Here is a 19,895-nt window from a genome sequence, read left to right on the forward strand (position 1 = left end):
GCAACACGCGCTGCGAGGGTTAAGCCTGGGCTGCCAGGCTCACTTCTTTTGCTACCCGCTCGGTGGCATCCGGGATCGCGGCCGCGCGTGCGTGCTGCGCCATCTCCAGTAATGTCTCCCGGTTCCAGCCCGCCAGGGTGGTGGCGACCGCATCTGCGGTAAACTGCGGCTGTTCAAAGATTTTTGCGGCGCCGGCTTTCTCAAGTGGCAACGCATTCCAGTACTGCTGACGGTCTTTATGCTGGAAAGGCACAAACAGCGCCGGCAAACCGGCGGCAGCAATTTCGCTTACCGTCAACGCACCAGAGCGGCAGACCACCACATCGGCCCAGGCGTAAGCGGCGGCCATGTCGTCAATAAATTCGGTGACCTTATGCTGCGGCTGACCGGCCTCTGCATAAGCTTGCTCAACGGTCTGCTGAGCGCCTTTACCGCTTTGATGCCAAATTGTCACAGCCTCACCCAGCTTCGCGGCCACCTGCGGCATCGTCTGGTTCAACACGCGCGCGCCCTGCGAGCCTCCGACGACCAGCACCCGCACCGGCCCTTCACGACCGGTGAGTCGCGCCTGGGGTAGCGGCAGCGCCAGCACATCAACGCGCACCGGGTTACCCACGACATCGGCTTTTGGAAACGCTCCCGGGAAAGCCTGCATCACTTTGCTGGCAATTTTCGCCAGCCATTTATTGGTGAGGCCCGCGATACCGTTCTGCTCATGCAGCACAACGGGGATACCCAACGACCATGCCGCCAGGCCACCCGGGCCAGAGACATAACCGCCCATGCCCAACACCACGTCCGGCTTAAAGCGTTTCATGATGGCGCGCGCCTGACGCCAGGCATTGAAAATGCGTACCGGTGCGAGCAGCAGAGCTTTCACTCCCTTGCCGCGAAGACCGGAAATACGAATAAAGTCGATCTCGATACCGTGTTTCGGTACAAGATCGGCTTCCATGCGGTCTGCGGTTCCTAGCCAGCGTACTTGCCAGCCCTGATCCATCAAATGGTGCGCAACCGCCAGCCCCGGAAAAACATGTCCGCCGGTACCGCCTGCCATCACCATTAACCGCTTCGGTTGATTCATCGTGAACCTCGTGTAAACGCCTGGGCATTCTCCAGACGCGTTTCATAATCTATACGTAGCAAAAACATAATGGCGGTCGACATAATCAACAGACTCGAGCCACCATAACTGATCAACGGCAACGTCAGGCCCTTTGTGGGCAGCATGCCGGCCGCCGCGCCGACGTTCACCAGAGCCTGGAAACTGAACCAGATCCCGATCGAGCACGCCAGAAAGCCCGAGAAGCGATGGTCAATCACCAGCGCTTTTCGGCCAATCGACATGGCGCGGAAAGCGACGAAGAATACCATTAAAAGTGCTAATACCACACCGATATAACCCAGTTCTTCCCCAATGATGGAGAAGATGAAGTCGGTATGTGCCTCCGGTAAATACTCAAGTTTTTGGACGGAATTCCCCAGCCCCTGCCCCCAGAATTCACCCCGTCCAAACGCCATCAATGACTGGGTGAGCTGATAACCGCTGCCGAAGGGATCTTCCCACGGATTCCAGAACGAGGTGACGCGGCGGATACGGTAGGGTTCAGCCAGAATCAACAGCACGACGGCAGAGATGCCCATCCCGATAATGGCGATGAACTGCCACAATTTGGCGCCAGCGAGAAACAGCATGGCCAGCGTGGTGACAAACAGCACGACCACGGTACCCAGGTCAGGCTGCGCAAGCAGTAATACCGCCAGCACCAGAATCACGCCCATCGGTTTTAAAAAGCCGCGCAGGTTGTTACGCACCTCATCGACTTTACGCACCAGGTAGTTGGCCAGATAGCAGAAGAGCGACAGTTTGGTAAACTCCGCAGGCTGAATACGCAGCGGGCCAAAGGCAATCCAGCGCGATGCCCCGTTAACAGAACTGCCCACCACCAGAACAATCAGCAGCATGACGATAGAGGCGATAAGCATTGCGGTGCTGTGCCGCTGCCAGAACTCCATCGGCAGACGCAGTGTCACCATCGCCAGACAGAATGCGAGAATAATGTACAAACCATCACGCTTGGCAAACAGGAAAGGATCGTTCGCCAGACGCTGCCCCACGGGCATCGAGGCGGAGGTCACCATAATAAAGCCAATAGCGGCCAGCCCCAGCGTAAGCCAGAGCAGCACACGGTCATACATAATAAGGCTATCGGAATCTTTATCCCGTGAGCCCATGACCCAGCCTTTCAGCGCCGCGAAGATCCACGCCAGGATACCGAATCCCGGCAGGCGCGGCAGGCGAAGGCGAGGGAAAGATAAACGCATCAGCCTAACTCCTGCGCCAGACGGGTGAAGAGATCGCCACGCTGTTCAAAGTTTTTAAACTGATCAAGGCTGGCGCAGGCAGGAGAGAGCAACACCATATCGCCCGGCTTCAGCGTGGGGGCGAGCAGGCGCATCGCCTGTTCCATGGTTTCTGTCTGCTGTGCGACCTCCGGACGTAATGCCGCCAGCTCTGCGCCATCCCGGCCGAAGCAGTAAAGGCGCACGTTGTCGCCCTTCAGATACGGTTTCAGAGACGAGAAGTCAGCCGATTTGCCATCACCGCCAAGCAACAGATGCAGCGTACCCTCTACGTGCAGGCCATTCAGCGCCGCCTCGGTGCTACCCACGTTGGTGGCTTTGGAGTCGTTGATCCAGCGCACGCCGTTGTGTTCCAGCGCCAGCTGGAAACGGTGAGCAAGGCCGGTAAAGGTGGTGAGGGCTTTCAGACTGGACGCACGCGGTAACCCGGCGGCATCCGCCAGCGCCAGTGCGGCCAGCGCATTGGTGTAGTTATGCTGCCCGGAGAGCTTCATCTCTTTTACGTTCAGCACTTTTTCACCCTGCACGCGCAGCCAGGTTTCGCCCTGCTGACGATTCAGATGATAGTCACCCATGTTGATACCAAAGCTGATGCAGCGCTCATCGGCGCCGCGAACCGGCATGGTCAGCGCATCATCGGCGTTAACCACACAAACTTCTGCATTCTCGTAAACCCGCAGTTTGGCTGCACGGTATTGCTGCAGACCAAACGGGTAACGGTCCATATGATCTTCGGTTACGTTGAGGATCGTGGCGGCCACGGCCTTCAGGCTGGAGGTGGTTTCTAGCTGGAAACTGGAAAGCTCCAGTACATACAACTCGCGTCCCTGATCGAGCAGCATTAAGGCCGGCAATCCAATATTTCCGCCGACACCGACGCTCACGCCTGCCGCTTTTGCCATCTCACCCACGAGAGTCGTGACGGTGCTTTTACCGTTAGAGCCGGTAATGGCGACGATGGGCGCCTGTGCCTCACGGCAGAACAGTTCAATATCACCCACAATTTCAACGCCCGCATCGGCTGCAGCGCTTAACGGAGGGTGCGCCAACGCCATACCGGGGCTGGCAACGATCAGATCGGCTGCCAGCAGCCAGTCATCATTAAGACCACCAAGGTGGCGTTCAACCTGTTCCGGCAGTTTGTCCAGCCCAGGCGGAGAGATACGCGTATCCATTACGCGCGGCGTCACGCCGCGCGCAAGGAAAAAGTCCACGCAGGAGAGCCCGGTAAGGCCCAGCCCGATGATAACGACTTTTTTACCCTGGTAATCTGCCATGATTAACGTACCTTCAGCGTTGCCAGGCCAATCAGCACCAGCATCAGCGAAATAATCCAGAAGCGCACAATCACGCGCGGCTCCGGCCAGCCTTTCAATTCATAGTGATGGTGAATCGGCGCCATACGGAAGATGCGCTGACCGCGCAGCTTGAAGGAGCCCACCTGCAAAATCACTGACAGGGTTTCAACCACGAACACCCCTCCCATGATCACCAGCAAGAACTCCTGACGCAGCAGCACGGCGATAATGCCCAGTGCACCACCCAGCGCCAGCGAACCGACGTCACCCATAAAGACCTGCGCCGGATAGGTGTTGAACCACAAGAATCCGAGCCCCGCGCCCACAATCGCCGTACAGACAATCACCAGCTCGCCGGCATGACGCAGATAAGGAATGTGCAGGTAGTTCGCGAAGTTCATATTCCCGGTTGCCCAGGCCACCAGCGCAAACCCGCCAGCCACGAAGACAGTCGGCATAATAGCCAGGCCGTCCAGACCATCGGTCAGGTTCACCGCATTACCGGTACCCACAATGACGAAGTAAGCCAGCAGGATGTAGAAGATCCCCAGCTGTGGCATCACATCCTTGAAGAACGGCACCACCAGCTCGGTGGCCGGGGTATCTTTGCCGGCCAGGTAGAGCGCGAATGCCACGCCCAGCGCAATCACCGACATCCAGAAGTATTTCCAACGGGCTATCAGCCCTTTGGTATCTTTGCGTACCACTTTGCGGTAATCATCGACAAAACCAATAATCCCGTAGCCCACCAGCACAACCAGCACACACCAGACATAGGGGTTAGACGGGTAGGCCCACAACAGCACGGAAACGACGATCGCCGTCAGAATCATGATGCCGCCCATGGTTGGCGTACCACGTTTGCTGAAGTGTGATTCCGGACCATCGTTACGGACAACCTGGCCGAAAGAGAGCTTTTGCAGATGGGCAATCATGCGCGGGCCCATCCATAAAGAGATGAACAACGCAGTCAGCAGGCTGACAATGGCGCGAAACGTCAGATAGGAAAAGACGTTAAAGCCTGAATAATATTTGACCAAGTGTTCGGCCAGCCAAACTAACATGTCCCATTCTCCTGTAATGCGCGCACAACGTCTTCCATGGCTGCGCTACGTGAACCTTTCACCAAAACGGTGATGATTTGTTTTTCCTGAATCAACGCCTTCAGGCGGGTGATCAGGGCGGCTTTGTCAGCAAAGTGCTCACCTGCGCCGCTTGCCTCACTAAGTGTCTGGCTTAATGCTCCGGTGCTTAACACGCGATCAATACCTGAAGCTTTCGCTGCTTCCCCCACCTGGCGGTGACACGCTACGCTTTCATCACCCAGCTCTGCCATATCACCGACCACCAAGACGCGGTAGCCCGGCATTTCGGACAGCACCTGCACCGCAGCGGTCATCGACCCGACGTTGGCGTTATAGGAGTCGTCCAGCAGCAGTTTGTTTTCACCCAGTGGGACCGGGAACAGACGACCAGGTACCGCGGTCAAATTTGCCAGTCCGGTTTTGATAGCGCTCAGGGGAGCACCGACCGCCATGGCCAGCGCCGTCGCGGCCAGCGCGTTGGCGATGTTATGGCGCCCCGGCAACGGCAGCAGAACGTCCGTGCTGCCGGTTGGCGTTTGTAAGGTGAACTCTGTACCGTGCGAGGTCACATGGATATTGGTTGCCGTAAAGTCGCTGTTGGCAGCATTCGGTGAAAATCGCCAGGTTTTGCGATCGCCAATCACGCTCTTCCAGTTCAACTGGTCGTTATTATCGGCGTTCATGATGGCGATACCGTTCTGCGGCAGACCGGTATAGATTTCGCCCTTCGCTTTCGCCACGCCTTCGAGCGAGCCAAACCCTTCGAGGTGAGCGGCCGCCAGATTATTGACTAACGCCGCCTCCGGTTTAGTCAGGCTGACGGTCCAGGCGATTTCTCCCTGGTGGTTAGCGCCAAGCTCAATCACGGCATACTCATGCTCTGGCGTCAGACGCAGCAGAGTCATCGGCACACCGATGTCATTATTCAGGTTCCCGGCAGTGTAGAGGGTGTTACCGCATTGGCTCAAAATGGCCGCGGTCATCTCTTTAACCGAAGTTTTACCGGATGAACCGGTCAGCGCCACGATCCGCGTAGGGACCTGTTGGCGCACCCATGCCGCCAGTTCACCAAACGCCTGGCGGGTATCTTTCACCACCACCTGGGGCAAATCGACATTCAGCTTACGACTCACTAACAGTGCGCCAGCGCCGGCCTCTTTGGCTTGATCGGCAAAATCATGAGCGTCAAAACGCTCGCCCTTCAGTGCCACAAACAGGCAACCTGGGGTGATTTTACGGGTGTCCGTTGTTACCGCATCACAGGTCAGATCCTGTCCCTGCAGTTCACCGTGCAAAATGCCGGCGAGTTGGCTTAGCGATACGCTAATCATGCTACGACCCCCAGCAGACGCGCTGCGGTCACGCGATCGGAGTAGTCCAGACGGTTGGTCCCCACGATCTGATAATCTTCGTGCCCTTTACCCGCCAACAAGACCACGTCGTTTTCATCGGCCTGCATAATGGCGTTAGTGACCGCTTCGGCGCGCCCTTCAACAACGCGAGCACGTCCGGCGTCCAGCATCCCGGCCAGGATATCGTTAATGATGGCGCGCGGCTCTTCGGTACGTGGGTTGTCATCCGTCACGACCGGAATGTCTGCAAACTCTTCCGCGATGGCGCCCATCAACGGACGTTTGCCTTTATCACGATCGCCGCCACAGCCAAACACGCACCAGAGTTTGCCGGCACAGTGCAGACGAGCTGCCTGCAGCGCCTTCTCCAGTGCGTCCGGAGTGTGGGCATAATCAACCACTACGGTCGGTTTACCCGGTGCGCTGAAGACTTCCATGCGGCCACATACCGGCTGCAGGCGAGCAGAGGTTTTCAGCAGTTCTGCGAGTGGATAACCCAGTGCCAGCAGCGTTGCCAGCGCCAGTAGCAAATTGCTAACGTTAAACGCCCCCATCAGACGGCTTTCAATTTCGCCTTCGCCCCAGGAGGAGGCGAAACGGATGGTTGCACCGCTGTCGTGGTAGTCCACTTCCGTGGCTTTTAGCCAGCGGCCATGACAGTTCGGGTTGATATGATCGTCCATCGACACGGCAACAGCGTCCGGCAGCTTAGCTAGCCAGCGGCGGCCGACTTCATCGTCGGCATTAATGATCGCCTGACCGCAGTGGTGAGTGGAATAGAGCAGCCATTTCGCGGCCTCGTAATTTTCCATATCACCGTGATAATCGAGGTGATCGCGGCTCAGGTTGGTGAACACCGAGGCGGCAAACTTCAGCGCCGCCACACGATGTTGAACCAGCCCGTGAGAAGAGACTTCCATCGCAGCGAAGGTTGCCCCCTGCCCTGCCAGACCCGCCAGCACGTGCTGGACGTCAACCGCAGAGCCGGTGGTGTTTTCTGTTGGGATCACTTTGCCCAGCAAACCATTGCCAACGGTGCCCATCACCGCACCGGTCTCGCCCAGCAGCTGCGCCCACTGCGCCATAAGCTGCGTGGTGGTGGTTTTGCCGTTCGTACCGGTTACGCCAATAAGACGCAGTTGTTCAGACGGTTCATGATAAAAACGCCCTGCCAGTGCAGAGAGACGCTCATTCAGCTGGCTGAGAAAGATTACCGGCACGCCGTGCATTTCACGGATTTCACCGTCGGTCGCCTCATCTTTTGCCTCAGCAATAATGGCAGCTACACCTTGCGCAATCGCCTGCGGGATATACCGACGCCCGTCCGCCTGATGACCGACCACCGCTACAAAGAGATCGCCCGATGCAGCCACACGGCTGTCGAGTACCATCTCCCGCAGTGCTCGCTCCGGTGCGTTTGGCACCCATGGAGCAAGAAGGTCGCGCAAATTACGATCTGCCACCTGTTCCCTCACCTTGATTAATTACAAATTCACTTTTCTCGCCCGTTGCCAGCGCATCCGGTTCGATGTTCATGGTACGTAAAACGCCGCCCATGATGGCACCAAACACCGGCGCGGAAACGGCGCCACCGTAGTATTTACCCGCCTGTGGATCGTTAATTACTACCACCAGCGCAAAACGCGGATTGCTTGCAGGCGCTACGCCTGCGGTATAGGCAATGTATTTATTAATGTAGCGACCGTCCGGCCCTACTTTTTTCGCTGTACCGGTCTTAATCGCGATACGATAGCCTTTAATTGCGGCTTTGACCCCGCCGCCGCCTGGCAGCGCCACGCTCTCCATCATATGTACAACCGTACGTACGATAGACTCCGGGAAGACACGCTCGCCGGGGACCGGGGGATCAACTTTGGTAATCGACAGCGGACGATAGATGCCATAGCTGCCAATCGTTGCGTAGACTCGCGCTAACTGTAACGGGGTTACCATTAGCCCGTAGCCGAAAGAGAAGGTGGCCCTCTCTATGTCAGACCACCGTTGTTTTTGAGGATATAAGCCACTGCGTTCTCCGACCAACCCCAAATTGGTCGCCTTTCCTAGCCCAAAACGTGAGTAAGTTTCTACTAACGCTGAGGACGGCATCGCTAACGCCAGCTTAGAAACACCGACGTTACTCGACTTCTGCAGAACCCCGGTCAGGGTCAATTCGCTGTAGCGCGCCACGTCTTTGATTTCGTGGCCGTTAATTCGATAAGGAACCGTGTTCAGCACCGTGTTTTCATTGACGATACCGCGTTGCAGGGCGGTCATGACGACCATAGGCTTCACGGTTGAACCCGGTTCAAACACGTCGGTAATGGACCGGTTACGCATTGCGTCTTTGGCGGTACCGGCGAAATTGTTCGGGTTATAGGAAGGACTGCTGGCCATCGCCAGCACTTCGCCGGTGCTGACGTCGACCAGCACAGCGCTACCTGATTCAGCTTTGTTGAAAGCGACGGCGTTATTTAGCTCACGGTAAACCAGCGCCTGCAGACGCTCATCGATGCTGAGGGCGAGGTTGTGTGCCGCCTGGCTATCGGTAGAGGAGATATCTTCAATGACGCGGCCATAGCGGTCTTTACGCACGATACGCTCGCCAGGCTGGCCGGTGAGCCATTTATCGAAACTCTTCTCGACGCCTTCAATACCCTGGCTATCCACGTTGGTGAAGCCGATGAGGTGAGCGGTGACTTCCCCTGACGGATAGTAACGGCGTGACTCTTCACGCAGATGGATCCCCGGCAGTTTCAGCTTTTTAATGTAATCAGCCATATCAGGATTGACCTGGCGCGCCAGATAGATGAATCGCCCTTTCGGGTTGGCATTCACCCGCGCGGCGAGCTGATCCAGCGGCATTTTGAGCGCGTCAGAGAGTGCTTTCCAGCGGTTATCCAGAGAGATCCCGCCGGCGTCATGCAGCTCCTTCGGATCGGCCCAGATCGCTTTTACCGGCACGCTGACGGCCAGCGGACGACCAGAACGATCGGTGATCAACCCTCGTGATGTCGAGACCTCTTGTACGCGAAGGGAGCGCATGTCCCCCTGACGTACCAGCATATCCGGTGCAATGATCTGTAGCCACGCCACCCGCCCCAGCAGAAAGCCCAGCGCCAGTAAGATACAGCCGCATAACAACGCAAAACGCCAGCTGATAAAGCTGGCCTGTTCTTCCTGACGTTTTGGTTTTAGCGCTTTTGCCGCTGCTCTCATGCGTCGCGTTTTCCCTTATTTTTGTACTACGATATTTTCCTGAGAAGGATCAACATGCTGCATCTGCAGCTTTTCCGTTGCGATCCGTTCAACCCGGCTATGATCGCCGAGCGCATTTTCTTCAAGAATCAAATTTCGCCACTCAATGTCCAGCGCATCACGTTCCAGTACCAGCTGTTCACGTTGCGCCGTTAACAAACGGGTGTGGTGTGCGGTGGTGACCACCGTTACGGCCGTTACGATAATGCAGATGAACAGGCAGAGTGGCAGTTTCCCAAATCGCAAAAGATCGTCACCGATCACGCCAGGCAAGGCATGGCGCTCGTTGCTTCCTAACGATCCCGTCACTTTGCTGAGGGTCTCTGTCACTCTGCTGATCATGCGTTCGTCCTTTCTGCAATGCGCAGTACTGAACTACGGGCACGTGGATTTTCAGCCACTTCTTCTTCGCCCGGCATTAACTTGCCTAGTGCACGCAACTGACGGCCGCCCAGTTTTCTGAGTTGCTCTTCAGTCATCGGTAACCCTGCCGGAACCTGCGGACCGCGGCTCTGTTCGCGCATAAAACGCTTCACAATGCGGTCTTCCAGCGAATGGAAACTGATGATTGATAGCCGCCCTCCCGGGGCCAGCACGCCGAGCGAGCTTTTTAGCGCCTGCTCTATCTCTTCCAGTTCACTGTTTACCCAGATGCGCACCGCCTGGAATGTACGGGTCGCGGGATGTTTGTATTTATCCTTCACCGGCATCGCCGCTGCGATAACTTCCGCAAGCTCTTTGGTACGGGTCATCGGCTCAATACGGTTACGCTCAACGATGGCGCGGGCAATGCGCTTACCAAAACGTTCTTCACCAAAGGTTTTGATCACCCAGGCGATATCCGCCTCTTCGGCCGTCAGCAACCACTCGGCGGCAGACTGTCCGCGCGTAGGATCCATACGCATGTCCAGCGGGCCATCGCGCATAAAGGAGAAGCCGCGCTCTGCGTCATCAAGCTGTGGTGAAGAGACGCCAAGATCGAGAAGAATACCGTCGATCTTACCGGTCAGATCGCGTTCAGCGACATAGTCAGCCAACGCAGAGAAAGGGCCATGTACGATGGAAAAGCGCGGATCATCGATGGTCTTCGCCACGGCAATAGCCTGCGGATCGCGATCGATTGCCAGTAAGCGACCTTCTGCTCCCAGTTGGGAGAGAATCAGACGCGAGTGACCGCCGCGACCAAATGTCCCATCAATATAAATGCCGTCAGGACGAATATTCAGGCCGTTTACGGCCTCGTCCAACAGCACCGTCGTATGTTTATAATTTTCCATCATTTTTATAGAGACAAATCCTGCAATCGATCCGTTAACATCGCGGAATCGGACTGCTCAGCGTCGATATCATCCTTGACCTGTTGATACCAGGTCGTTTCGTCCCACAGTTCAAACTTGTTGAACTGTCCGACCAGCATCACTTCTTTCGTCAGACCAGCATGTTGCCGCAGTACCGGGGCGATCAATAATCGGCCCGCACTGTCCATCTGACATTCACTCGCATGTCCCAACAACAAACGCTGCACGCGGCGTTCCTGTGGATTCATGCTCGACAGTCGAGACAGCTTTTGCTCAATGATTTCCCATTCAGGCAAGGGGTAAAGCAGCAGGCAGGAGTGGTTGATGTCAATGGTGCACACCATTTGACCAGAAGCGCTCTCATTCAGCTCATCACGATATCGGGTTGGTACCGATAAACGCCCTTTGCTGTCGAGATTGACTAACGTCGCTCCACGGAACATGCCAGCCTCACCCCCTCAATACCACTTTAACCCACAAAATCCCACCCGAAGGAGTTTACGGAGCGAGGGAAAACCTTGTCAAGCCAGGACTTCCGCCATACCAGACTAAATACGCCAAGTTTACGGACGTAACCTGACCCGGCTAATAACTGAACAACCGGCGAGGCAAATTAACGTTATGAATATTTGTAAGAAAAAATCGAATAAACATAGTGGCGTTAAAGATCACTTCTCTCATCGCAAGGAAATATAAAGTGTCAGTTTGCGACGCGGGCAGCATTTTAAGACATATTGCAGGGGGATAACAGCGCCAGTTACACGGCTATGTGTCGCAGCCTGCCGCGGTACTGCGCTGGGGAGGTTCAGATGGGAAAAAATGGCTGATAATTCAGCACCGCACTTCAGGAATGTTACAAAATAATACAAACTGGTAAACGAATAACATTGAAATAAGCAGGAAACTGACAAATTTAAATGTTCGAGTAATTGAAGAAGGGGGCTGGCCCTTTTTTAAAGAATTATCCTAAAAAAAATATGGCCATTATTTTTAAAGTATTTAAGGAAAATAACAGGGCAGCCCACCTGCCCTGTCAGGCTATTACACGCGGCTGAGTACACCACGGCGATAAAGATTACGCCGAATACGGGTTAATCCCGGTTTAGGTTTGCGCGGCTCATCCAGGCTTGCCAGCACGATTTCCAGCACTCGTTCCGCCACATCGCGGTGGCGCTGGGCAACGGCCAGTACCGGGCACTGCAGGAAATCGAGCAGTTCATTATCCCCAAAGGTGGCGATAGCCAGATCCGAGGGTAATTTGCCTTCACGACGCAGCGTCACGTCCATCACCCCCTGCAACAGGGCAAAAGAGGTGGTAAAGAGCGCCTGCGGCATCTCGTGCGTCTCTAGCCACTTCTCAAAAAGCTGCGCAGAGGCTTCACGTTCATAGCTATTGGCATAGAGGAACTCCACCTTGCGCGGATCGTCTTTCCATGCGGTCCGGAAGCCCTGTTCACGCAGGTAGCTGACGGATAGCTCTGGCAACGCACCCAGATAGAGGACTTTTTCCGCCGGGAAGGTACGCAGCTCTGCCGCCAGCATTTCGGCGTCGTCCTGATCCGCTCCCACAACGCTGGTGAAATGTTCGCGATCCAGCGCACGGTCCAGAGCGACAATCGGCAGCGGATCGTTAGCCCAACGCTGATAAAAAGGGTGCTCCGGTGGCAGGGAGGTTGAAACAATGATCGCATCAACCTGACGCTGCAGCAGATGATCGATACAGCGCATTTCGTTATCAGGCTGATCTTCCGAGCAGGCGATAAGCAGCTGATAACCACGCTGGCGCGCCTGACGTTCCAGATAATTTGCAATACGGGTGTAGCTGGTGTTTTCCAGATCCGGAATGACCAGACCTATTGAACGGGTGCGTCCGGCGCGCAAACCCGCCGCTACGGCATTCGGATGGTAGTTATGTTCACGAACCACTGCCATGACTTTCTCAACGGTCTTATCGCTCACACGATACTGCTTCGCTTTACCGTTAATCACATAGCTTGCCGTAGTTCGTGACACGCCGGCGAGCCGGGCGATTTCATCCAGTTTCACAATTGCCCCTCAAAAAAAATAAAAGAGTCCATGACCTCAACAGGGTTATGGCTAAATCTTTTAACATCTAAGCGCAGAAAAGAGTGTGCGGCAACCGCTTTTGTCTGCACAAAGGTGCAGGCCACAAAAAAAAGCCCGGTTATGAAGACCGGGCATGTTCGAGAGAGGCTCGTTGAGACTTAGCGCATCACTTTATCGCCGCGGGATAACCCTACGACGCCAGAGCGAGCCACTTCAACGATTTTTGCCACATCTCTTACCGACGCGAGGAAAGCATCAAGCTTGTCACTGGTACCCGCAAGCTGCACGGTATAAATAGACGGAGTAACATCGATGATCTGGCCGCGGAAAATCTCCGCGTTACGTTTCACCTCTTCACGCCCGTAACCGGTGGCCTGAACTTTTACCAGCATGATTTCCCGTTCAACATGGGCCCCCTGCCCCAGCTCGCTCACGCGCAGTACATCCACCAGCTTATGCAGTTGCTTTTCGATCCGCTCCAGCACTTTGGCATCGCCTACGGTCTGAATGGTCATCCGCGAGAGGGTAGGATCGTCGGTGGGCGCCACGGTAAGGCTTTCAATATTGTAGCCGCGCTGTGCGAAAAGCCCGATGACTCGCGATAAGGCCCCAGACTCGTTTTCCAGTAAGACAGATAATATCCGGCGCATATCAGGTTCTCTCCGTTTTGCTTAACCACATTTCATCCATTCCGCCTCCGCGAATGTGCATCGGATAGACGTGTTCAGTGCCGTCTACGATCACATCGACAAACACCAGGCGATTGTTTTTCACCTGTTCAAGCGCTTGCGCGAGCTTCGCTTCCAGCTCTGCCGGATCGGAAACCCGGATCCCAACGTGGCCATAGGCTTCTGCCAGACGAACGAAATCAGGCAGTGACTTCATATATGAATGAGAGTGGCGGCCTGAGTAGATCATGTCCTGCCACTGCTTCACCATCCCCAGATAGCCATTGTTAAGGTTTAACACCAGCACCGGAAGGTCATATTGCAGCGCCGTGGAGAGCTCCTGAATATTCATCTGGATACTGCCATCACCCGTCACGCAAACGACGGTTTCCGCTGGTAGCGCCATTTTCACGCCCAGCGCGGCGGGCAGGCCAAAGCCCATGGTTCCCAGGCCGCCAGAGTTAATCCAGCGGCGAGGTTTATCAAACGGATAGTAGAGTGCCGCAAACATCTGATGCTGACCTACGTCTGAGGTGACATAAGCATCGCCGTTTGTCAGACGCCAGATCGTTTCGATTACCGCCTGCGGTTTGATGTGCTCGCTTTGCGTGTCGTATTTCAGACACTGACGCGTACGCCACTGTTCGATTTGCAGCCACCAGTCACGTATGTCGTCGAGCGGCTGCGTGGTTGTCTCCTGCGGCAGTAGCTCCAGCATCTGCAGCAGCACCTGACGCGCATCGCCCACAATCGGAACGTCCGCCGCGACGGTTTTAGAGATCGAGGTGGGATCGATATCGATATGCAGTACGGTCGCGTTCGGACAATATTTCGCGAGATTATTGGTGGTGCGATCATCAAAGCGAACCCCGACGGCGAAAATCACATCGGAGTTGTGCATCGTCATGTTGGCTTCAAAGGTGCCGTGCATGCCAAGCATCCCCAGCGCCTGACGATGGGTGGCCGGAAATGCCCCTAATCCCATCAGTGAAGAGGCTACCGGCAGGTTGAGCTTTTCAATCAGCTCACGCAACGGCTCTTCACAATGGGCATTAATGGCCCCGCCACCGACATAGACAACCGGTTTTTTCGCCGCCAGCAGCGTTTGCAGGGCGCGCTTAATCTGCCCTTTGTGTCCCTGGGTTGTCGGATTATAAGAGCGCATACTGACCGAATCAGGCCAGACGTACGGCAGCTTATTCGCCGGGTTGAGGATATCTTTTGGCAGATCCACCACGACCGGGCCAGGACGGCCGCTGGCCGCCAGCCAGAATGCCTTTTTCAGCACGCCCGGAATGTCTTCCGTCTGTTTCACCAGGAAGCTGTGCTTGACCACCGGCCGGGAGATCCCAACCATGTCACACTCCTGAAAGGCGTCATAACCTATCAGCGATGTCGCGACCTGACCGGAGAGGATCACCAGTGGGATAGAGTCCATATAGGCGGTGGCAATCCCGGTAATGGCATTGGTTGCCCCAGGGCCAGAAGTGACCAGCACCACGCCCACTTCGCCGGTCGCGCGCGCCAGTCCATCAGCCATATGCACCGCCGCCTGCTCGTGGCGCACCAGCACGTGGTCAATACCGCCAACGGTATGTAGTGCATCGTAAATATCGAGGACTGCGCCCCCAGGATAACCGAACACTTGCTTCACGCCCTGATCGATTAACGACCGGACGACCATTTCGGCGCCAGACAACATCTCCATGCTTTGCCTCCAGGCATCATGTTACAGACGGACAGCAGAGATCATTTCTGCTCCATCTTTATTGACCAGGGTGACCCCAGTCATTTTTATTGTGCAGAGTGACAGTTAACATAACCGCTTGCCCTCAGGCAGGCAATTCGCGCTCCCCCGAAGGAGATAGCCTAAGAAAGTAGAATCAAGGGGTATAAGGTTGAGTTATGGATAAATATACTGCCAGCAGGAAATGCACCGACCAATAATCACATAAACTGGAAGCGTCACAGAAATTCATCCATTTTTGTGACAAATAAGGCGAGGTAAAAAAATGGCTGACAGTATAAAATTTCATAACGATTAAAAAATGCAGGATAAACAACAAATATGGTGCTTATCCTGTGATGTTTTAGCGATGACAGACATTCACTAATAACTCTTCCATCCACTGATGGCCTTTATCGCGCCCCGCCGCTTCATGCCAGGAGAGATAACAGGTCCGCGTATTCAACTGCAGAGGCAACGCCTGAATACGTAAACTCAGCGGTTCGGCAAATTTCTCAGCCAGCCAGCGCGGAGCGATAGCGACCAGATGTGTTTGCGACACAATATTTAATACGCTGACCATTGCCATACCCTGATAAGCAACGCTGGCTTGTTTATCCGGCGTGTCATACCACGGCTGACTGAAGGAGGCATATCTGTCCAGGGCAACAACGGCGTGCTGCTCATTATAAATATCGCTTTCATGCAGCGTGCCATGCAAACGCGGATGTTTTTTACTGGATACCAGAACCATTTCATCTTTGAATAAAGGCACGCAGGAGAATTCCGGGCGACGAAACTCTTCATAACCAATAACAAACTCCGTCTCCTGATAACGCAGCTGATGTTCCGTGTTTTGATTGAGAGAGGATTTGAAGACAAGTTGAATATTGGGGGCGATCTCACCCACTTTATTATAAATAATCGAGGTTAAATAATTATCCAGCGGGCTGCATACACAGAGATGGAAAATACGCTCGCTAACTAACGGCTCAAAACCGGAACCCGGTAGTTCATTTTGCACCAGTTGCAGCGCTTGTCGCACCGAAGCAAATAGCTGGTACGCACGGGCGGTGGGCTGAATCCCTCTGCCGTACCTTACAAATAATTCATCATTAAACATGACTTTAAGTCTTGCAACCGCATTACTTACTGCCGGTTGCGACATCCCCAGGGCATGTGCCGCCCGGGTAATATTTTGCTCCTGCATTACCGCATCAAAGACGGTAAGCAGATTAAGATCCACGGTACGCAACTGAGGTTTAGTATTCTCATTCTGCGGCGCTTTTTCATTATTTTCGTCACACATATCCATCTTCACTGTCATGCTAAGCTCCTTTTACTTGTGCGCAATAATAAGCTGACAAAATATGATTTATCACGCATATAAAACAAGCAAAAGAGAAATATATAAATTTCAGAAAACATCAAGCTCTGTCACAAGCGATAAAAAGGAGTCCTGTACCTTAAAAAGGGAGTTACCTCGTCAAAACATACTAGATAGTTTAGTAATTCAATGAAATCATAATCCCTACAAATATACAATATGGCATCTAATTAAGGATTATTTAAGCCACTATTAATTGTTAACAACTTTCTATAGATAATTATTAACAATGAATTATCAACCTAATCACTTTATTCTTCATCACCAAAAAAGAGCCTAAACAACCTTCTGATTCAAAAGGCAATCAAGAATATTACCGACATGTCGCAAAATTTGTACAAATGCAAACAAACATCTTCTTTTAATTCCAGCGATGAATATGCAAATGAATCGCAGAGCATTTAAATTGTCTTCAACGAAAAAAGCAGCACAATTAGCTCATTTCATCTTTGGCTGTCTGCCCCCTCTTCCGCCCTTTTCACCCTTGCGGGGTTGACATCAATGCGCGTATCCAGTACCACTAAAAGCATATCGCATTTAACCGAGGCTAGATTCATGATCCGCAGCATTCGTTTCACCGGTCTACTACTACTAAACGCATCCATTGTGCGCGGTAGACTGGCGGACGAAATTCAGCGTTGAATCGTCTCTGGTAAACAAAAAACCCGCGCCACTGCGCGGGTTTTTTTATGCTCGTAGCAAGGCGCCCAAATACAGACAAGGACCTAACCCATGAGCCAGCAAGTCATTATTTTCGATACGACCTTACGTGATGGTGAACAGGCATTACAGGCCAGCCTGAGTGTTAAAGAAAAACTGCAGATTGCTCTGGCCCTCGAACGTATGGGCGTAGATGTCATGGAAGTGGGTTTCCCGGTCTCCTCCCCGGGTGATTTTGAATCTGTACAGACCATCGCCCGCACGATCAAAAACAGCCGGGTTTGTGGTCTGGCGCGCTGTGTAGAAAAGGATATCGACGTCGCTGCAGAGTCGCTGAAAGTGGCCGAAGCTTTCCGTATCCATACCTTTATCGCCACCTCGCCAATGCACATTGCGACCAAATTGCGTAGTACGCTGGACGAAGTGATTGAGCGCTCCATCTATATGGTAAAACGCGCCCGTAATTACACTGATGACGTGGAATTCTCATGCGAAGACGCGGGCCGCACCCCAATTGCTGACCTGGCGCGCGTCGTCGAAGCCGCCATCAGCGCAGGCGCAACCACCATCAATATCCCGGATACCGTCGGCTATACCATGCCGTTCGAGTTCTCCAATATCATCACCGGGCTGTATGAGCGTGTGCCTAACATCGACAAAGCCATCATCTCTGTCCATACCCACGACGACCTGGGCCTGGCCGTAGGTAACGCCATTGCCGCCGTCCACGCGGGTGCCCGCCAGGTTGAAGGCGCGATGAACGGTATCGGCGAGCGCGCCGGTAACTGTTCACTGGAAGAGGTCATCATGGCCATCAAGGTGCGCAAAGACATCATGAATGTGCACACCCGCATTAATCACAACGAAATCTGGCGTACCAGCCAGACAGTCAGCCAGATCTGCAACATGCCGATCCCGGCGAACAAAGCCATCGTCGGCACCGGCGCCTTTGCCCACTCCTCGGGCATTCACCAGGATGGCGTGCTGAAAAATCGCGAAAACTACGAAATCATGACCCCGGAATCCATCGGGCTGAATCAAGTGCAGTTGAACCTGACCTCCCGTTCCGGCCGTGCGGCGGTGAAACACCGTATGGAAGAGATGGGTTACAAAGAGGCCGACTACAACATGGATCAGCTGTATGACGCGTTCCTGAAGCTGGCGGATAAAAAAGGTCAGGTATTCGATTACGATCTGGAAGCTTTGGCGTTTATTAATAAGCAGCAAGAGGAACCAGAGCACTTCCGTCTGGATTACTTCAGCGTGCAGTCGGGCTCCAGCGATATTGCCACCGCCTCCGTCAAACTGGCCTGTGGTGAAGAAGTGAAAGCCGAAGCGGCTAACGGAAACGGCCCGGTCGATGCGATCTATCAGGCCATCAACCGCATCACCGACTATGACATTGAGCTGGTGAAATACGGTTTAAGCGCCAAAGGTCACGGTAAAGACGCGCTGGGTCAGGTAGACATCGTGGTCAACTACAACGGCCGTCGCTTCCACGGCGTAGGTCTGGCGACCGATATCGTCGAATCCTCCGCGAAGGCGATGGTGCATGTCCTGAACAACATCTGGCGCGCCGCTGAGGTCGAGAAAGAGTTACAACGCAAAGCTCAGAATAAAGAGAACAATAAGGAAACCGTGTAATGTCGAAGAATTACCATATTGCTGTGTTACCGGGTGATGGAATTGGCCCCGAAGTTATGGCACAGGCGCTGAAAGTACTGGACGCGATTCGCACCCGTTTTGCGATGAAAATTACCACCAGCCACTATGATGTGGGCGGTATCGCCATTGATAATCATGGTACGCCGTTGCCGCAGGCCACGGTCACCGGCTGTGAAAACGCCGATGCCGTTTTGTTCGGCTCCGTGGGCGGCCCGAAATGGGAGCATCTCCCTCCTGCCGGGCAGCCTGAGCGTGGTGCTCTGCTGCCGCTGCGTAAGCATTTCAAATTATTCAGTAACCTGCGTCCGGCCAAACTCTATCAGGGCCTGGAAGAGTTCTGCCCACTGCGCGCCGACATCGCCGCCAACGGTTTCGATATCCTTTGCGTACGTGAATTGACGGGCGGGATCTACTTCGGCCAGCCGAAAGGCCGCGAAGGCAGCGGTCAGCATGAAAAAGCCTTTGATACCGAGGTCTATCATCGCTTTGAGATCGAGCGTATTGCCCGCATCGCCTTTGAATCTGCACGCAAGCGCCGCCACAAAGTGACCTCAATTGATAAAGCCAACGTCCTGCAATCCTCCATTTTGTGGCGTGAAATCGTGAACGAAATCGCCCAGGAGTATCCGGACGTTGAGCTGTCACATATGTACATCGACAACGCGACCATGCAGTTGATCAAAGACCCGTCTCAGTTTGACATACTGCTCTGTTCGAATCTGTTCGGCGATATTTTGTCTGACGAGTGCGCCATGATCACCGGGTCGATGGGTATGCTGCCCTCTGCCAGCCTGAACGAAGAAGGTTTTGGCCTGTATGAGCCTGCAGGTGGCTCGGCGCCGGATATCGCGGGTAAAAACATCGCTAACCCTATTGCGCAGATCCTCTCCCTGGCGCTGCTGTTACGCTACAGCCTGGATGCAAATGATGCGGCAACCGCCATTGAAAATGCCATTAACCGCGCCTTAGAAGAGGGCGTGCGGACAGGCGATTTAGCCCGCGGTAACGCGGCAGTCAGTACCGAAGAAATGGGCGATATCATTGCCCGCTATGTCGCTGAAGGGGTGTAA

At 54.2% G+C, this 19,895-nt stretch carries 17 protein-coding genes; 3 read left to right on the plus strand and 14 right to left on the minus strand.

The window, feature by feature from the left end; translation table 11 throughout:
* Positions 1-19: 19 nt before the first annotated feature.
* The 14 genes from murG to leuO all read right to left on the minus strand — a co-directional run bounded on the left by murG (position 20) and on the right by leuO (position 16,440).
* On the minus strand, positions 20-1,084 hold the full coding sequence (murG, locus tag B3511_RS15275) for an undecaprenyldiphospho-muramoylpentapeptide beta-N-acetylglucosaminyltransferase (RefSeq protein ID WP_286783717.1): 1,065 nt from the start codon (positions 1,082-1,084) through the stop codon (positions 20-22).
* A complete protein-coding gene (gene ftsW / locus B3511_RS15280) occupies positions 1,081-2,325 on the minus strand; it encodes a cell division protein FtsW (protein ID WP_040077170.1) in 1,245 nt (414 codons plus the stop codon). The genes murG and ftsW overlap by 4 nt, the downstream gene beginning before the upstream one ends.
* Positions 2,325-3,641 carry a UDP-N-acetylmuramoyl-L-alanine--D-glutamate ligase gene (gene murD / locus B3511_RS15285; protein ID WP_286783718.1) on the minus strand — a complete coding sequence of 439 codons (1,317 nt, stop codon included), beginning with the start codon at positions 3,639-3,641 and terminating at the stop codon, positions 2,325-2,327. The genes ftsW and murD overlap by 1 nt, the downstream gene beginning before the upstream one ends.
* Before the next feature lie 2 nt (positions 3,642-3,643).
* Complete coding sequence (gene mraY, locus B3511_RS15290; RefSeq protein ID WP_040077172.1) at positions 3,644-4,726, minus strand: phospho-N-acetylmuramoyl-pentapeptide-transferase; 1,083 nt, start codon at positions 4,724-4,726, stop codon at positions 3,644-3,646.
* Positions 4,720-6,078 (minus strand): UDP-N-acetylmuramoyl-tripeptide--D-alanyl-D-alanine ligase, encoded by a 1,359-nt coding sequence (murF, locus tag B3511_RS15295; protein WP_040077173.1) that lies wholly within the window; start codon positions 6,076-6,078, stop codon positions 4,720-4,722. The genes mraY and murF overlap by 7 nt, the downstream gene beginning before the upstream one ends.
* A complete protein-coding gene (gene murE, locus B3511_RS15300) occupies positions 6,075-7,562 on the minus strand; it encodes a UDP-N-acetylmuramoyl-L-alanyl-D-glutamate--2,6-diaminopimelate ligase (RefSeq protein WP_286783719.1) in 1,488 nt (495 codons plus the stop codon). The genes murF and murE overlap by 4 nt, the downstream gene beginning before the upstream one ends.
* Positions 7,549-9,315, minus strand: a complete 1,767-nt coding sequence (locus tag B3511_RS15305) for a peptidoglycan glycosyltransferase FtsI (RefSeq protein ID WP_040077175.1) — start codon at positions 9,313-9,315, stop codon at positions 7,549-7,551. The genes murE and B3511_RS15305 overlap by 14 nt, the downstream gene beginning before the upstream one ends.
* A gap of 15 nt (positions 9,316-9,330) precedes the next feature.
* On the minus strand, positions 9,331-9,696 hold the full coding sequence (ftsL, locus tag B3511_RS15310; RefSeq protein WP_040077176.1) for a cell division protein FtsL: 366 nt from the start codon (positions 9,694-9,696) through the stop codon (positions 9,331-9,333).
* Positions 9,693-10,634 carry a 16S rRNA (cytosine(1402)-N(4))-methyltransferase RsmH gene (gene rsmH / locus B3511_RS15315; RefSeq protein ID WP_040077177.1) on the minus strand — a complete coding sequence of 314 codons (942 nt, stop codon included), beginning with the start codon at positions 10,632-10,634 and terminating at the stop codon, positions 9,693-9,695. Before rsmH ends, ftsL begins: the two co-directional genes overlap by 4 nt.
* Positions 10,635-10,636: 2 nt before the next feature.
* Entirely contained in the window at positions 10,637-11,095 is a 459-nt protein-coding gene (mraZ, locus tag B3511_RS15320) for a division/cell wall cluster transcriptional repressor MraZ (protein ID WP_040077178.1), read from the minus strand.
* A 598-nt stretch (positions 11,096-11,693) separates the two neighbouring features.
* Positions 11,694-12,698, minus strand: coding sequence for a catabolite repressor/activator (gene cra / locus B3511_RS15325; RefSeq protein ID WP_040077179.1), 1,005 nt, complete (start codon positions 12,696-12,698; stop codon positions 11,694-11,696).
* 179 nt (positions 12,699-12,877) lie between these two features.
* Positions 12,878-13,369, minus strand: a complete 492-nt coding sequence (gene ilvN, locus B3511_RS15330; RefSeq protein ID WP_286783720.1) for an acetolactate synthase small subunit — start codon at positions 13,367-13,369, stop codon at positions 12,878-12,880.
* Position 13,370: 1 nt separating this feature from the next.
* Positions 13,371-15,095, minus strand: a complete 1,725-nt coding sequence (ilvI, locus tag B3511_RS15335) for an acetolactate synthase 3 large subunit (protein ID WP_286783721.1) — start codon at positions 15,093-15,095, stop codon at positions 13,371-13,373.
* A 382-nt stretch (positions 15,096-15,477) separates the two neighbouring features.
* On the minus strand, positions 15,478-16,440 hold the full coding sequence (gene leuO, locus B3511_RS15340; protein WP_286783722.1) for a transcriptional regulator LeuO: 963 nt from the start codon (positions 16,438-16,440) through the stop codon (positions 15,478-15,480).
* Between the two features lie 615 nt (positions 16,441-17,055).
* Between leuO and leuL the strand changes: the two genes are divergently transcribed.
* From leuL to leuB, 3 genes are all read left to right on the plus strand, one after another.
* Complete coding sequence (leuL, locus tag B3511_RS20680) at positions 17,056-17,142, plus strand: leu operon leader peptide (protein WP_154298789.1); 87 nt, start codon at positions 17,056-17,058, stop codon at positions 17,140-17,142.
* Between the two features lie 90 nt (positions 17,143-17,232).
* Positions 17,233-18,804: a 2-isopropylmalate synthase gene (leuA, locus tag B3511_RS15345; RefSeq protein ID WP_040077183.1), complete on the plus strand. Its 1,572-nt coding sequence runs from the start codon at positions 17,233-17,235 to the stop codon at positions 18,802-18,804.
* Positions 18,804-19,895, plus strand: coding sequence for a 3-isopropylmalate dehydrogenase (gene leuB / locus B3511_RS15350; protein WP_286783723.1), 1,092 nt, complete (start codon positions 18,804-18,806; stop codon positions 19,893-19,895). The genes leuA and leuB overlap by 1 nt, the downstream gene beginning before the upstream one ends.

The sequence above is a fragment of the Leclercia sp. UBA1284 genome (genome assembly GCF_002308415.1).
GTDB classification, from domain to species: Bacteria; Pseudomonadota; Gammaproteobacteria; order Enterobacterales; family Enterobacteriaceae; genus Enterobacter; species Enterobacter pneumoniae.

Excerpts from the sequence above, each read along its gene's own strand:
- mraZ (WP_040077178.1), bottom strand. The coding sequence starts at position 11,095 with ATGTTCCGTGGAGCGACGTTAGTCAATCTCGACAGCAAAGGGCGTTTA.
- B3511_RS15305 (WP_040077175.1), bottom strand. The coding sequence starts at position 9,315 with ATGAGAGCAGCGGCAAAAGCGCTAAAACCAAAACGTCAGGAAGAACAG.
- rsmH (WP_040077177.1), bottom strand. The coding sequence starts at position 10,634 with ATGATGGAAAATTATAAACATACGACGGTGCTGTTGGACGAGGCCGTA.
- ftsL (WP_040077176.1), bottom strand. The coding sequence starts at position 9,696 with ATGATCAGCAGAGTGACAGAGACCCTCAGCAAAGTGACGGGATCGTTA.
- ilvN (WP_286783720.1), bottom strand. The coding sequence starts at position 13,369 with ATGCGCCGGATATTATCTGTCTTACTGGAAAACGAGTCTGGGGCCTTA.
- murF (WP_040077173.1), bottom strand. The coding sequence starts at position 6,078 with ATGATTAGCGTATCGCTAAGCCAACTCGCCGGCATTTTGCACGGTGAA.
- leuL (WP_154298789.1), top strand. The coding sequence starts at position 17,056 with ATGATCCGCAGCATTCGTTTCACCGGTCTACTACTACTAAACGCATCC.
- leuO (WP_286783722.1), bottom strand. The coding sequence starts at position 16,440 with ATGACAGTGAAGATGGATATGTGTGACGAAAATAATGAAAAAGCGCCG.
- leuA (WP_040077183.1), top strand. The coding sequence starts at position 17,233 with ATGAGCCAGCAAGTCATTATTTTCGATACGACCTTACGTGATGGTGAA.
- ilvI (WP_286783721.1), bottom strand. The coding sequence starts at position 15,095 with ATGGAGATGTTGTCTGGCGCCGAAATGGTCGTCCGGTCGTTAATCGAT.
- murG (WP_286783717.1), bottom strand. The coding sequence starts at position 1,084 with ATGAATCAACCGAAGCGGTTAATGGTGATGGCAGGCGGTACCGGCGGA.
- mraY (WP_040077172.1), bottom strand. The coding sequence starts at position 4,726 with ATGTTAGTTTGGCTGGCCGAACACTTGGTCAAATATTATTCAGGCTTT.
- leuB (WP_286783723.1), top strand. The coding sequence starts at position 18,804 with ATGTCGAAGAATTACCATATTGCTGTGTTACCGGGTGATGGAATTGGC.
- murD (WP_286783718.1), bottom strand. The coding sequence starts at position 3,641 with ATGGCAGATTACCAGGGTAAAAAAGTCGTTATCATCGGGCTGGGCCTT.
- ftsW (WP_040077170.1), bottom strand. The coding sequence starts at position 2,325 with ATGCGTTTATCTTTCCCTCGCCTTCGCCTGCCGCGCCTGCCGGGATTC.